Genomic DNA, 14,634 nt, shown 5'->3' on the forward strand with positions numbered 1-14,634 from the left:
GTTGTGTCCGCCACGGCGAAGGCCTGCGCTTCGCGCCGCCACACTTCAGGAAAACCTCCCGGAACCGATAAAGATTCCGTAACACCCAGCGCCGCATGCGGGCTACACGGAAACGCTGCTTCCAAAGCCCGTTTTTGGTCCCGCGCGCGTCATTTTTGAATGCCTGACCGCCCGGAACACGTGCCCGGACAATCCCCGCGGCCGCAGCCAGCCAGCACGCCTCAGCCGCAACGCAAACCCATCCCTGACATGGCTCCTGCCCCAGCCAGCGCCCCTTCCCGTGCCGATCGCGCGCAACGACGCCCGCTGCTGCGCCGCTGCCTGCCGGCCCTGCTCGCCGCGACGCTGGCCGTGCTGCCCGCGATGCTGCCGCCGGCGGTGACCGCGCAGCCCGCGCCGCAGCGCACCGACCTGGTCGCGCGCGTGGTCTTCAGCCTGCTTGGCTACGCGCGCTGGCCCGTGGAGCGCGACACGGTGCGCCTGTGCGTCGACAACGCCAGCCGCTATTCCGCGCGGCTGATGGAGGGCGGCACGCTCGCCAGCGGGCGGCCGGTGCAGACGCGCCAGGTTGACGTTTTGGCCGACATGCTGCACCCGGCCTGCGATGCGCTCTATGTCGGCGTGATGAACGACGCCCGGCGCAAGCGGCTGTCGGCCGAGCTGACCGGCCGTCCGGTGCTGGTGGTCACCGAGGAAGACTTCGAGTGCGAGGTGGGCAGCATGTTCTGCCTGAACATCCGCGACAACCAGGTCTCGTTCCGCGTCAACCTCGACACGCTGGCCCGCAGCGGCGTGCATGTACACCCCGGCGTGCTGCAACTGGGCCGCCGCAAGGGAGCGCCGTCATGAGCGCGCGCAAGCCGGCGCCCGGCACCCTGGCCCGCCCTACCCTCTACAGCGTGCTGCGCCGCATCCACCTGGGGGTGGCGCTGATCGCCGTGTTCACCGCGGGCGTGTCCCTTACCGCGCTCGGCATGACCGCGCTGCGCGTCTATGCCGACCACAACGTGCGGCTGGTGGCCCGCTCGATCGCCTATACGCTGGAGGCGCCGGTGGTCTTCCACGACCAGGCAGCCACCGGCGAAACGCTCGCGGTGATCGCCGCCTCCGAGGACATCGCGTGCGCCACCGTCTACGACCGCGACAACCGCATGCTGGCCGAGTGGCGGCGCCCCGGCCAGCCGCAGCTGACTGGCCTGCGCCACGCGCTGGGCGAGTGGCTGAGCATGGGCGCCGTCGACCAGCCGATCCTGCACCAGGCGCAGCAGGTCGGCGTGCTGCGCGTCAGCGGCGACCCGCGCAACCTGCTGCACTTCCTGCTGCAGGGCGCGCTGGGCCTGCTGGGCTGCCTGCTGCTTACCGCGGTCGGCGCGCACTACCTGGCAAGCCGGCTGCTGGTGCAGATCGTCGAACCGCTGCGCAACCTGATGCGGGTGGCACACGCGGTGCGCTCCGAGCGCGATTTCGCGCAGCGCACGCCGCCCGCCAGCATCGAGGAACTCAATGCGCTCAGCGAGGACTTCAACGGCCTGCTCGACGAGCTGCAGACCTGGCAGAACCAGCTGCAGCACGAAAACCGCTCGCTCGCCCACCGTGCCAACCACGATGCGCTGACCGGCTTGCTCAACCGCGCGGCCTTCGTCGAGGCGCTCGAGCGCGCCGTGCGCCATGCCGCCGCCAACGACGAGTACGCGGCGGTGCTGTACCTGGACAGCGACGATTTCAAGCGCATCAACGACCACCACGGCCATGCCGCCGGCGACGCGGTGCTGGTGGCCGTGGCCCAGCGCATCCGCGCCAGCCTGCGCGCCGGTGACACCGTGGCACGCATCGGCGGCGACGAATTCGCGGTGCTGGTCGCCGCGCTGCGCGCGCCCCGCGACGCCATCCATATCGCCGAACATATCCTGCAGGCCATGGCCGCCCCGATCGCCCTGCCCGACGGCAGCACGGTGCGAGCGTCGCTGAGCATCGGCCTGGCCGTCTTCCCCTTCCACGCGCAAGGCAGCCAGGCGCTGCTGCATGCGGCCGACGCCGCCATGTACGGCGCCAAGCGGCGCTCCGGCGCTATCTGGCAAAGCGCCGAGCCGCGCCTGGACGACACGCTGTGAGAATCCGCATGACTGGACGTTCTGCGCTGCCCGGTTGAAGTCTGTGCTGGCTCAGCCTGTGTCAGTCGAACAAGAAGCCCTCAATCCCCGAACGGATTGGGCGCGCGGTTCTCCAGCGCTTCGTTCAGGTCGAACTCGTCGCGCACCTTGTCCACCACAGCCCGGATGCTGGCCTCATAGCCAGTAGCGTTGCCGAAGCCGGTCATATTCCAGTTGCGGCCACGGGCATCCCGGGGATGCGGCAGCGGGGCCGGTACCCGAACCTTGGCCCCGTCCTCACCGATTTCATAGATTTCCTGGATGCGCCGGCTCACCTCATCCTGCAGGGCACGCCGGCCGCGCTCGCGCTTGGCCATGACCGACTCCTCGATGGATCCGGGGCCATCCTAGCACGGGGGTACGGGTGGGCTCAAAGGACTGCCTTGGCCGCCTGGTAGGCAGCGTAGAGGCGTGCAAAGACCGGGCCCGGCACCCCTTTGCCAATGGTGCGGCCGTCGATCGTCACGACCGGCAACAGCTCCTTGCTGGCCGAGGACAGCAGCACTTCATCGGCGGCAAACACCTCCTCCTTCGCAGTCCGGCGCGCTTCCAGCGGAATCTCCAGCGCCGCGCAGATCTCTTCCATGAAGCCGTAGCGGATGCCTTCCAGGATCAGATTGTCCTTGGGCGGCGCCAGCACGCGGCCGTCGCGCACCACCCAGACGTTGGACGACGACGCCTCGGTCAGCCAGCCATCCCGGAACTGGATCGCCTCGGTCACACCATGCTCCGCCGCATGCTGCGCGGCCAGCACGTTGCCCAGCAGCGAGGTCGACTTGATCTGGCAGTTCAGCCAGCGCCGGTCCTCCATCGTCACGCACGCCACGCCGTGCTCGCGCATCTGCGCCGACGGCAATGCCATGGGGTTGGTCATGATCAGCACCGTCGGCACCACTTCCTTCGGGAAGGCATGAGCACGCCTGGCCACGCCGCGCGTCACCTGGATGTAGACCATCTGGTCTGACATGCCGTTGGCCTCCACCACCTCGCCGATCAGTTCCATCCACTGACCTGCACTGTGCGGATCGGGAATCCCAATGGCCTCCAGGCTGCGATGCAGCCGCGCCAGGTGCTGTGCGCCGCGGAACGGCTTGCCGCCGTAGTACGGGATGACTTCGTAGATACCGTCGCCGAAGATGAAGCCGCGGTCGAGGACAGGGATGCGGGCTTCGGAAAGCGGGGTCAGGGTGCCGTTGAGGTGGACGACGGGGTCGGTCATGGTGGGAGTGAACGGAAGAAATGGGGGGAATGAAGTGATTGTTCCACACCACTCCCCGGGGGCTTATGCAAGATTCGCATGACGGGGCGGCGGTCCACGGCGCGCGAATCCATGGGGCACACAAACCCGTAAAGCAAACAAAAACCCGCAGGGCTTGCGCCGTGCGGGTCTTGTCTGAAATCTGGCGGAGAGAGGGGGATTCGAACCCCCGATGGGCTATTAACCCATACACGCTTTCCAGGCGTGCGACTTAAACCACTCATCCATCTCTCCGGGAAGTCCGCGATTATAGCAGAGTCGTCGCACGAATCCAGTGCTTCGTCGCGGAATCTCGCCTTACCCTGCCCTACCCCTTGCCTGCCCTACCCCTTGCGCAGGTAGGTCACCAGCCGGTCGATCACCGGCGCATTGCGCGGCGACATCAGGCTGACGATGATGGCCACGGCAAACCCCGCGGGCACGCCAAAGGCGCCGGAGGCGATCGGGTCCACGCCGAACCAGCGGTTGCCGAAAATGCCGGTCATCTTCGTGAAGAACGGATAGTTGACAAAGATGTAGTACACCGCCACGGCCAGCCCGGCAGCCATGCCGGCCACGGCGCCGGCGGCGGTGGTGCGGCGCCAGAAGATGCCGAGCACCAGCACCGGGAAAAAGCTGGATGCGGCCAGCGAGAAGGCCGCGCCCACCAGGAACAGGATATTGCCCGGCCGCAGCGAGGTGACGTAAGAGGCAAACAGCGCCACGCCCAGCAGCACGATCTTGGCGGTCGTCACCCGCCGCTGATGGCTCGCCTGCCTGTCGACCATGTGATAGAAGACGTCATGCGACAGCGCATTGGCGATCGTCAGCAGCAGCCCGTCGGCGGTGGACAGCGCCGCCGCCAGCGCCCCGGCCGCGATCAGACCGGAGATCACGTACGGCAGCCCGGCGATTTCCGGGGCGGCGAGCACGATCATGTCGGGCTGCAGCAGGATTTCGGCCCACTGCACGATGCCATCGCCGTTGACGTCGCGGATGCCGAATACCGGCGGGTCGACCTTGCGCCATTGCACCACCCACTGCGGCAGCTCGGCATACGAGGTGCCGACCAGGTGCGTGAAGAACTCGTACTTGACCAGCGCCGCCAGCGTGGGCGCGGACACGTAGAGCAAGGCGATGCAGAACACCGCCCAGGCTACGGAGTTGCGCGTTTCCTTGACCGAGGGCGTGGTGTAGAGCCGCGTCAGGATATGCGGCAGGCTGGCGGTGCCGACCATCAGGCAGAACACCAGCAGCACGAAATTGAGCCGCTTCGTCTTGCGCTCCTGCTCCGACTCCGCGGGATAAGGCTCGGTGGACGACAGCGAATGGCGGCTGCGCGCCAGCGCATCTTCGCGCTGCTGGTTCCACTGCTGCTGCGCGGAACCCGCATCGCGTGGGAACTCCAGCCGCTCCCGCTCCTGTGCCTTGATCTCCCGCAGCGGGGCGTTGCGCGCGCGCAGGTCCTGCAGGCGCGCGTCGAGAGCGTCGCGCTCCTGCGTGAAGGAATCCGGCAGCCGGGCGATGCGTTCCTGCAGCAGGATCGCCTGCTGCTTGTAGTACTCGCGCACGGCCTGCTCGGCGGGCTCGCGTTCGAGTTGCTGCTCGCGCGCGTCGAGCTGCGCCAGCAGCGTGCCGTAGCTCAGCTGAGGCAGCGGTTCCTGGTGGTGCTTCCACGCGATCATCGACACCGTGACCAGGAAGGCGGCGATCATCATGATGTACTGCGCCACCTGGGTCCACGTGACCGCGCGCATGCCACCGAGGAACGAGCAGACCAGGATGCCGGCCAGCCCGAAGAAGATGCCGACGGCAAACTCCACGCCGATAAAGCGCGTCACCACCAGGCCCACGCCCTGGATCTGCGCCACCAGGTAGACGAACGAACACAGCGAGGCCGCCAGCACGGCGATGGCGCGCACCGGCAGGTTGCCGCCGGGCTTGCCGTTGCCGTAGCGCGCGGCAAGGAAATCGGGGATGGTATAGCCGCCGTACTTGCGCAGGTATGGCGCCAGCAGGAAGGCCACCAGGCAGTAACCGCCGGTCCAGCCCATCACGTAGGCCAGGCCTTCATAGCCGGAGGAGAACAGGATGCCGGCCAGGCCGATAAAAGACGCGGCGCTCATCCAGTCAGCCGCGATTGCCATGCCGTTGAACATGGCCGGCACGCGCCGCGACGCGACGTAGTACTCGTTCAGGTCCGAGGTGCGGCAGATCAGCCCGATGCATGCATAGATCGCGATTGTGACAAACAGGAAGACATAGCCGAGCCACAGCGCATCGGCATTGGAGCGCTCCAGCAGCCCCATCATGGCGACGAAGCCGAACAACCCTAGCGTGAACAGGCCGTAGTACAGCAGCAGCCGACGGCGAAAGCGCGACTGGGCATCGGGCATGGGGCGGCGGTCCGTGGTCGGTGGGGCGCTATCGTAACAAACCCGCCGGCGCGCGGAAACGCGGCGGCGGGTTCGGCGGCAGATGCACGGCTACGGGATTACTGCGCCTGCTTGAGCTGCTCCAGGATCGCCGGGTTCTCCAGCGTCGAGGTGTCCTGCGTGATTTCCTCACCCTTGGCCAGCGACCGCAGCAGGCGCCGCATGATCTTGCCCGAGCGCGTCTTGGGCAGGTTGTCACCAAAGCGGATGTCCTTGGGCTTGGCGATCGGGCCGATTTCCTTGCCGACCCAGTTGCGCAGCTCGGTGGCGATCTTCACGGCCTCTTCGCCGGTCGGACGCGCGCGCTTGAGCACGACGAAGGCGCAGATGGCTTCGCCGGTCATGTCGTCCGGGCGGCCCACCACCGCGGCTTCGGCCACCAGCGAATTGGCCACCAGCGCCGACTCGATCTCCATCGTGCCCATGCGGTGGCCCGACACGTTCAGCACGTCGTCGATGCGGCCCATGATGGTGAAGTAGCCGGTGTCCTTGTCGCGGATCGAGCCGTCGCCGGCCAGGTAGAGATTGCCGCCCAGTTCCTCGGGGAAGTAGCTCTTCTTGAACCGTTCCGGATCGCCCCAGATGGTGCGGATCATCGCCGGCCACGGGCGCTTGACCACCAGGATGCCGCCGTTGCCGTTGGGCAGGTCATGGCCGGTCTCGTCGACGATGGCGGCCATGATGCCCGGCAGCGGCAGCGTGCACGAGCCCGGCACCAGCGGCGTCGCGCCCGGCAGCGGCGTGATCATGTGGCCGCCGGTTTCGGTCTGCCAGAAGGTATCGACGATCGGGCAGCGCTCGTTGCCGATGTTCTTGTAGTACCACATCCAGGCTTCCGGGTTGATCGGCTCGCCCACGGTGCCGAGCAGGCGCAGGCTGGACAGGTCGTATTGCTTCGGATGGATCTTTTCGTCGGCCTCGGCGGCCTTGATCAGCGAGCGGATCGCGGTCGGCGCGGTGTAGAAGATGCTGACCTTGTGGCGCGCGATCATGTCCCAGAAGCGGCCGGCGTTGGGGTACGTGGGCACGCCTTCGAACACCACCTGGGTGGCGCCAGCGGCCAGCGGGCCGTAGGCGATATAGGTATGGCCGGTGACCCAGCCGATGTCGGCGGTACACCAGAACAGGTCGTCGGGCTTGATGTCGAAGGTCCACTTCATCGTCATCAGCGCCCACAGCAGGTAGCCGCCGGTGCTGTGCTGCACGCCCTTGGGCTTGCCGGTGGAGCCGGAGGTGTAGAGCACGAACAGCGGATGCTCGGCGCTCACCGGCTCGGCTTCGCAAGTGTCCGGCTGGCCGGCGCTGACGTCTTCCATCCAGAGGTCGCGGCCTTCGGTCCAGGGCACGTTGCCGCCGGTGCGGCGATAGACCACCACGTGCTCGACGGCCTCGCAGCTGCCCAGCGCCAGTGCGTCATCGGCGATGGCCTTCAGCGGCAGCGCCTTGCCGCCGCGCATCTGCTCGTCGGCGGTGATCAGCGCCACCGCGCCGACGTCGACCAGCCGCTCCTGCAGCGACTTGGCCGAGAAACCGCCGAACACCACCGAGTGCGTGGCGCCCAAGCGCGCGCAGGCCTGCATCGCGACCACGCCCTCGACCGACATCGGCATATAGATCACGACACGGTCGCCCTTCTTGATGCCAAGCGACTTCAGGCCGTTGGCGAAGCGGCACACCTTGCCATGCAGCTCGCGGTAGGTCACGCGGCTGACGGTGCCGTCGTCGGCCTCGAACACGATCGCGACCTTGTCGGCATTGCCGTTCTGCAGGTTGCGGTCCAGGCAGTTGTACGACGCGTTGAGCTCACCGTCCTCGAACCACTTGTAGAACGGCGCGTTGCTCTCGTCCAGCACCTTGGTGAAGGGCTTGTTCCAGTGCAGCAGTTCGCGCGCGTGGCGGGCCCAGAAGCCCTCATAGTCGCGCTCGGCTTCGTCGCACAGCGCCTGGTAGGCCTCCATGCTGGGGATCGCGGCTTGGCTGGCCAATGCCTCGGGCGGGTTGAAGACGCGGTGCTCGTGCATCACCGATTCGATGGCGGACATGGATGTCTCCTGATTTTGGAATGGCTTTAGCTGCCACGTTACGCCCGACGCCTTACTGAAACCTGACGGTCGGCGGCTGCGCGCCCGCGGTACGGTCAGGGCCGGCTCCCGGCGCGTATGCTGCAACGCAGCGGGAACAGTCCAGCCATCGGGGGCGAAAGTGCGGCCTTCTCCATTAGGCTAGCACAGCTATAATGCCGCGAGCCCTATACCTGAACGCGGCGGCGACCCTTGCCGCGCTCCCCCGGCCACCAGCCCGCCGTGCCACGCGCCGGCCCGCCCGCCGGACGACCGAGGCAGTACCTGTGTCCGCCACCCCTCCCGTCCAGACCCCCGCTTACACCCCCGCCTACGCCCTCTTCCTGATCGCCTCGATGGCGCTGGTCGGCAGCAATGTCGGACTGGGCAAATCGATCATCGCGCATGTGCCGGTGCTGCTGTTCGCGCTGCTGCGCTTTGTCGTCGCCATCGTCTGCCTGGCGCCGTGGTACCGGCCGGCGCGCATGCGCCGGGTCTCCCGCGGCGAATGGCTGAACCTGTTCCTGCAGGCGTTCTTCGGCACCTTCCTGTTTACGCTTCTGATGCTCAACGGCGTGCGGCTGACCAGCGCCATGGCCGCTGGCGTGATCACCAGCACCATCCCCGCCACAGTGGCGATCCTGTCCTGGCTACTGCTGCGCGAGCGGCTGTCGCGGCGCACGGTGGCGTCCGTGCTGCTGGCGGTGGCCGGTATCGCGGTGCTCAATATCGCCCGCGGCGACTCGCATGGCGCCGGCAGCGGCAGCCAGGCGTGGCTGGGCAACCTGATGATCCTGGGCGCGGTGGTGTGCGAATCGATCTACGTGATCCTGTCGCGCCGGCTCACGCAGACGCTGGCCGCGATCGAGATTTGCGCCTATACGCACCTGATCGGCGGGCTGCTGATGCTGCCGCTGGGACTGGTGCCGCTGCTGACCTTCGATGCGTCGACGGTGCCCACGCAGACCTGGCTGATGCTGCTTTGGTACGCGCTGTCCGCCAGCGTGTTCTCGTTCTGGTTTTGGATGAAGGGCATCCGGCATGTGCCGGGGCAAGTGGCGGGCGTGTTCACCTCGGTGCTGCCGGTGGCAGCGGCCACCTACGGCATCGTTTTTTTGGGCGAGAAGCCGGGCTGGCCGCACGGCGTGGCGCTGGCGTGCGTGCTGGCCGGGATCGTACTGGCGAGCTGGCCGGGCCGGATCACTCGCAGCGCCCTGCGCGGCAAGCCGGCCAGCGCGGATCCCGGCGCGGCGGGCTGAGCCACGCCGGCGGGGCAAGTGAGCAGCCCCTTGTAAACTGCTTATAGGTGTGCAATTATTATCACCCATGAGCATACTTGCTAAAGTTACGATGAAGGAGGCGTGCGCGATGCTGGGCATCCACCCTGGCACGCTTCGCCGATGGGAGCTCGACGGGAAGATCTCCGCCGATCGGACTCCGGGTGGTCATCGTCGCTATAATTTGACCGCTCTAATGGAGTTGGCCGGCAAGAAGGTCGAGGAAGCAGAGCGCGGGCGTACTACGCTCGCCTATGCGCGCGTTTCCAGCCACGACCAGAAGGCCGATCTGGAGCGTCAGTGCCAGGTGCTGGAGTCGTTCTGCGCTGCGAAGGGATGGCCCTTCGAACTCATCCGGGAACTCGGCTCCGGCATGAACTATGAGATGAAGGGCCTCAAGCAACTGCTCAAACGTATCTGTGCCGGAGGCGTTGATCGGCTTGTCATCACACACAAGGACCGGCTCTTGCGATTTGGTGCAGAGCTCGTTTTTGCTCTGTGCGAGCAATTCGGAACGGAAGTCGTCATCATCAATGCCAAAGGCGATTCGACGTATGAGGAGGATCTTGCCTGCGACGTGCTTGAGATCATTAGCGTCTTTTCGGCGCGCCTCTATGGCAGCCGTTCCCACGAGAATCGTCACGCCATGAAAGCCCTGAAAGAGGCTGCAGATGCCATTCAAGAGGGCTGATCCCACCACTATCCAGTTCGCGAGGAAGGTCCGTCTGGTGGTGGACGCTGATGCTGCGGGCAAGCTCGACGGGCAATCCAAAATCTGCAACTGGCTATGGAATCGACTCAAGGACGAAGTCGAGACGCGCATGGCGGAGTTGTCCATCCTCGGCGGCTATGGCTATCTTGATGAGGCGCGAACCAAGAAGCTCCTGTCGGAGGTCTATTCCGAGATCGGGCTTCGCAACCTCGTGCCGCCGCTCAAGGAGCGTCATCCGTTCTTGCGCTGCGTGTTTTCTTCACCGCTGAAGAATGTCGCGCTGCGCATGGCCAAGGCCATTGCCTCGCATCGAAAGTCGAAGAATGGACAGCGCTGCGGCCCAGACGTGGGCTGGGTCAAGTACAAGGCATGGGCCAAGCACTGGTTGAGCCTGGAATACGACGAGCCAGGCAAAGGCTGGAATGTTTCCCAGTTCGGTTGGCTCAACCTATCGTTCGGCGCGAACGCGCAAGGACAGCGGCTGTCGCTGCGCCTGAAGATGGAGAAGACACCCAAGGAGATCGCGAGCGCTCGCACTTGCCGGATCGTCCGCGAGGGCCGCGACCGCTATTTCGCTGTGTTCACGTTCAAGGGGCAGAAGAAGGCCAGGCAACGCGGCACGCGCGTGGTCTACATCGATCCGAACCTGAAGAACTTTGGCTACGCTCTGGATACTGAGGGGCGCGCCTTCGAATTGTCCAATCTTGAGAAGTTGAAGGAGTCGGAGCGCATTCTCGATCGGCTAACGAGTCTGCGTGACCGGTGCATAGCAAAGTCGCTGTGGGTAGATACCGTCCACGGCGATGGCACGGTGTCGACGCATTGGCGTCCCAGTCGCCGCTGGAAGGGTTTGGACGACGCTGTGGAGCGAATGCAAACCAAAGTGCGAGAACAGAAAAAGCACTTCATGTATTCGCTGGCGAACCAGCTCTGCAGGCACTACGACGTGATTGGGATCGGCAACTACGTGCCGGAGAACACCAACCACGGCAAGGGCCGCAAATACAACCGCGCGGTAAGAAACAGAACGATGCACGGTGCATTCAAGGACATTCTCTCGTGGGTCGCGACGCGCTCCAGAAAGCATGCGCTGGTGCTGGATGAAACCGGCACCACGCGAACATGCCATGCGTGTGGTCACGTTGTCGAGGGCGGGATAGCGCCCGCAATTCGGGAGTGGGATTGCCCGGGCTGCGGCACCTGCCACCTGCGCGACGAGAATGCCTGTCAAAACGGTCTGCGGCGGCTGCTGACGCAAGTCGGCGAGGCTGTGGACTGCTCCCATCTGCCCTGCTCGGGCCCCGTTCAGATTATCGGGCGGTGTGATTGGCGATTCCATCCGCAAGGATGGACGGGAGTCCCGAGAGGGGGCGCCAATGTGAATTCAATGCGCCTGCCGGAGTACCGGCAGCGAATGCGCGCGTTACCGCGCGCTCGGGTTGGTGACCGCGCGTCCAAATCTGCAAAGACGTCGCCATCAGCGATGCGTAGGCTTGCTTAGATTTGGATGAGCGGCAACGTTACGGTCGGTAACACAGTCGTGCCATCGGCGCTTGGTACAATCCCCGCCGACTTTCAACTCGCCGACACCGCACCGCCCATGGCATCCAATCCCATCACCAAGCCGCAGTCGACGCTGCGGCCGATCCCGAGCATCATCTTCGCGTCGCGCTGGCTGCAGCTGCCGCTTTACCTCGGCCTGATCGTGGCCCAGGGCGTCTATGTCTACCACTTCCTGATCGAAGTCTGGCACCTGCTGGCGCATGTGACCGAGTTCGACGAGAACAAGATCATGCTGGTGGTGCTGGGCCTGATCGACGTGGTGATGATCTCCAACCTGCTGATCATGGTGATCGTGGGCGGCTACGAGACCTTCGTGTCGCGCCTGGGCATCGACAACCACCCGGACGAGCCGGAGTGGCTGGACCACGTCAACGCCGGCGTGCTCAAGGTCAAGCTGTCGATGGCGCTGATCGGGATTTCGTCGATCCACCTGCTGAAGACCTTTATCGATGCGGAGCAGCGCACCACCCACACCATCATGTGGCAGGTGGCGATCCACGTTGCCTTCCTCGCCTCTGCACTGGCAATGGCCTGGGTTGACCGGATGGTGTCGCACCCCGCCGGCACCCATGCGAAGTCAGGAACACATTGAGACGACGGTGAGCGTTGGCTTCACACAGGACCGCGGCCATGTGCCGCGGTTTTTGTTTTGAGGCGCTAGCGCCACATCCATGCATGTAGACCGATGTATGCACCCGGGCAGAAGGCCGCGGCTCAGTGTATGATTTCGCGCTGTGTTTCACCGCTGCCCACCCCCACAAAATGACTGTCATCAAGCAAGAAGACCTCATCCAGAGCGTCGCCGACTCCCTGCAGTACATCAGCTACTACCACCCGATGGACTACATCACCAGCCTGGGCCGCGCCTATGAGCTGGAACAGAGTCCGGCGGCCAAGGACGCGATTGCGCAGATCCTGACCAACAGCCGCATGTGCGCGGAGGGCAAGCGCCCGATCTGCCAGGACACCGGCATCGTCACGATCTTCGTCAAGGTGGGGATGGACGTGCGCTGGGACGGCGCGACGATGGGCCTGACTGACATGATCAACGAGGGTGTGCGCCGCGGTTACACGCACCCCGACAACGTACTGCGCGCCTCGATCGTCAGCCCGCCCGAAGGCGCCCGCAAGAACACCAAGGACAACACCCCGGCCGTGATCCACTACGAAGTGGTGCCGGGCAACACCGTCGACATCCAGGTCGCGGCCAAGGGCGGCGGCTCGGAGAACAAGTCCAAGTTCGTGATGCTGAACCCGTCCGACTCGATCGTCGACTGGGTGCTGAAGACCGTGCCGACCATGGGCGCCGGCTGGTGCCCGCCGGGCATGCTAGGCATCGGCATAGGCGGCACCGCCGAGAAGGCCATGGTGATGGCCAAGGAATCGCTGATGGAGTCCATTGACATCCAGGACATCATCGCCCGCGGCCCGAAGGACTGGGTCGAGGAACTGCGCGTCGAGCTGTACGAGAAGGTCAACGCGCTCGGCATCGGCGCGCAGGGTCTGGGCGGCCTGGCCACCGTGCTGGACGTCAAGATCATGGCCTGCCCGACGCACGCCGCGTCCAAGCCGGTCGCGATGATCCCCAACTGCGCCGCCACCCGCCACGTGCACTTCACGCTGGACGGCAGCGGCCCGGCCAAGCTGGAAGCGCCTGACCTGTCGCAATGGCCGAAGGTCGAGTGGGCACCGAACACCGAGACCTCCAAGCGCGTCGACCTGAACACGCTGACGCCGGAAGAAGTCGCCTCGTGGAAGCCGGGCCAGACCCTGCTGCTCAACGGCAAGATGCTGACCGGCCGCGACGCCGCGCACAAGCGCATCGCCGACATGCTGGCCAAGGGCGAGAAGCTGCCCGTGGACTTCAAGAACCGCGTGATCTATTACGTCGGCCCGGTCGATCCGGTGCGCGACGAGGCGGTCGGCCCGGCCGGCCCCACCACCGCCACGCGCATGGACAAGTTCACCGAGATGATGCTGGCCGAGACCGGCCTGATCTCGATGATCGGCAAGGCCGAGCGCGGCCCGGTGGCGATCGAGGCCATCAAGAAGCACAAGTCGGCCTACCTGATGGCCGTGGGCGGCGCCGCCTACCTGGTGGCCAAGGCGATCAAGGAAGCCAAGGTGGTCGGCTTCGAAGACCTCGGCATGGAAGCCATCTACGAGTTCGACGTCAAGGACATGCCGGTGACGGTCGCCGTGGACAGCGAAGGCACCTCGGTGCACAAGACCGGCCCCGCCGAATGGCAAGCCAAGATCGGCAAGATCCCGGTCGCCGCGCTGTAAGGTTGGCGAGGCGGTAGAATCTGCCGTCGCGCTCGAAAAAAGCCGGGTTCCGACCCGGCTTTTTTCTGCCTCTCATTCCTGTTGCAACCCGCATCCCCGTGAACCCCGCACCCATCGGCGTCTTCGATTCCGGCCTTGGCGGCCTGTCCGTGCTGCGCGAGATCCGCGCGCTGCTGCCGCATGAATCGCTGCTGTACCTGGCCGATTCGAAATACGCGCCGTACGGCGAGAAGCCCGAGAAGTTTGTCGAAGCGCGCACCCTGCAGGCCTGCGAGTGGCTGATCGCCCAGGGCTGCAAGGCGCTGGTGATCGCCTGCAACACGGCCACCGGCCATGCCGTGGAGCTGCTGCGCAAGCAACTGCCGCTTCCGATCATCGGCGTGGAACCGGGCCTGAAGCCGGCCGCCGCGGCCAGCCGCAGCAAGGTGGTGGGCGTGCTGGCGACCGCCAACACGCTCAAGAGCGCCAAATTCGCGCGGCTGCTGGCGTCGCTGGATGGCGAGAGCCGTTTTATCTGCGAAGCCGGCCTTGGCCTGGTGTCGCTGATCGAGCAAGGCGATGTCGACGGCCCCGCCGTACGCGAGCGGCTCGATGCCTACCTCACGCCCATGCTCGAAGCCGGCGCCGACACGCTGGTACTGGGCTGCACCCACTACCCTTTCCTCTCCGGCACCATCCGCGCGATGGTGGGCGACCAGCTGGCGCTGGTCGACACCGGCAGCGCGATCGCGCGCCAGCTCGCACGCAAACTCGCTGAGCACGGCATGGCCGCCGCGCCCGATGCCGCGCCGCACGACCGCTTTGCCTCCACCAAGGACGCCGCGCACCTGCGCGCCATGGCAGCCACGCTGCTGCAGGTGCAGGCCGATGCCGAGACGGTGGTGATCGAGCCGGCGCCGGTGTTCTAGCCGGCG

12 protein-coding genes and 1 tRNA gene are annotated in these 14,634 nt (G+C 65.7%); 8 read left to right on the top strand and 5 right to left on the bottom strand.

What is annotated here, in order from left to right; genetic code table 11:
- Positions 1 to 249 precede the first annotated feature (249 nt).
- Together K307_RS39945 and K307_RS39950 are read left to right on the top strand one after the other, a co-directional pair.
- On the top strand, positions 250 to 849 hold the full coding sequence (locus tag K307_RS39945; RefSeq protein WP_042886552.1) for a YfiR family protein: 600 nt from the start codon (positions 250 to 252) through the stop codon (positions 847 to 849).
- The gene (locus K307_RS39950; protein ID WP_042886553.1) at positions 846 to 2,111 is read left to right on the top strand and encodes a diguanylate cyclase domain-containing protein; all 1,266 of its coding nucleotides are present in this window, start codon (positions 846 to 848) and stop codon (positions 2,109 to 2,111) included. Before K307_RS39945 ends, K307_RS39950 begins: the two co-directional genes overlap by 4 nt.
- Before the next feature lie 80 nt (positions 2,112 to 2,191).
- Here the strand turns inward: K307_RS39950 and K307_RS39955 are convergent, their stop codons facing one another.
- The 5 genes from K307_RS39955 to acs all read right to left on the bottom strand — a co-directional run bounded on the left by K307_RS39955 (position 2,192) and on the right by acs (position 7,864).
- Positions 2,192 to 2,467 (bottom strand): hypothetical protein, encoded by a 276-nt coding sequence (locus K307_RS39955; protein ID WP_042886554.1) that lies wholly within the window; start codon positions 2,465 to 2,467, stop codon positions 2,192 to 2,194.
- A 53-nt stretch (positions 2,468 to 2,520) separates the two neighbouring features.
- Positions 2,521 to 3,369: a D-amino acid aminotransferase gene (locus K307_RS39960; protein ID WP_042886555.1), complete on the bottom strand. Its 849-nt coding sequence runs from the start codon at positions 3,367 to 3,369 to the stop codon at positions 2,521 to 2,523.
- A 182-nt stretch (positions 3,370 to 3,551) separates the two neighbouring features.
- Positions 3,552 to 3,642: transfer RNA gene (locus K307_RS39965), tRNA-Ser, on the bottom strand.
- A gap of 89 nt (positions 3,643 to 3,731) precedes the next feature.
- Positions 3,732 to 5,783, bottom strand: coding sequence for a sodium:solute symporter family protein (locus K307_RS39970; protein ID WP_042886556.1), 2,052 nt, complete (start codon positions 5,781 to 5,783; stop codon positions 3,732 to 3,734).
- Positions 5,784 to 5,881: 98 nt separating this feature from the next.
- Positions 5,882 to 7,864, bottom strand: a complete 1,983-nt coding sequence (gene acs, locus K307_RS39975) for an acetate--CoA ligase (protein ID WP_042886558.1) — start codon at positions 7,862 to 7,864, stop codon at positions 5,882 to 5,884.
- A 305-nt stretch (positions 7,865 to 8,169) separates the two neighbouring features.
- Here acs and K307_RS39980 point away from each other — a divergent pair, with 305 nt between their 5' ends.
- The 6 genes from K307_RS39980 (at position 8,170) to murI (ending at position 14,628) form a co-directional block, all read left to right on the top strand.
- Positions 8,170 to 9,141, top strand: a complete 972-nt coding sequence (locus K307_RS39980) for a DMT family transporter (protein ID WP_042886559.1) — start codon at positions 8,170 to 8,172, stop codon at positions 9,139 to 9,141.
- A 67-nt stretch (positions 9,142 to 9,208) separates the two neighbouring features.
- Positions 9,209 to 9,850 carry an IS607 family transposase gene (locus K307_RS39985; RefSeq protein ID WP_042886560.1) on the top strand — a complete coding sequence of 214 codons (642 nt, stop codon included), beginning with the start codon at positions 9,209 to 9,211 and terminating at the stop codon, positions 9,848 to 9,850.
- On the top strand, positions 9,831 to 11,372 hold the full coding sequence (locus tag K307_RS39990) for an RNA-guided endonuclease InsQ/TnpB family protein (protein ID WP_051975399.1): 1,542 nt from the start codon (positions 9,831 to 9,833) through the stop codon (positions 11,370 to 11,372). Before K307_RS39985 ends, K307_RS39990 begins: the two co-directional genes overlap by 20 nt.
- Positions 11,373 to 11,471: 99 nt before the next feature.
- Positions 11,472 to 12,026, top strand: a complete 555-nt coding sequence (locus K307_RS39995; RefSeq protein WP_042886561.1) for a TIGR00645 family protein — start codon at positions 11,472 to 11,474, stop codon at positions 12,024 to 12,026.
- A gap of 170 nt (positions 12,027 to 12,196) precedes the next feature.
- Complete coding sequence (locus K307_RS40000) at positions 12,197 to 13,720, top strand: fumarate hydratase (protein WP_042886562.1); 1,524 nt, start codon at positions 12,197 to 12,199, stop codon at positions 13,718 to 13,720.
- A gap of 98 nt (positions 13,721 to 13,818) precedes the next feature.
- Positions 13,819 to 14,628 (top strand): glutamate racemase, encoded by an 810-nt coding sequence (murI, locus tag K307_RS40005; protein ID WP_042886563.1) that lies wholly within the window; start codon positions 13,819 to 13,821, stop codon positions 14,626 to 14,628.
- The last annotated feature ends 6 nt before the right edge of the window (positions 14,629 to 14,634 follow it).

It is taken from the genome of Cupriavidus necator A5-1 (assembly GCF_000744095.1).
GTDB classification, from domain to species: Bacteria; Pseudomonadota; Gammaproteobacteria; order Burkholderiales; family Burkholderiaceae; genus Cupriavidus; species Cupriavidus necator_A.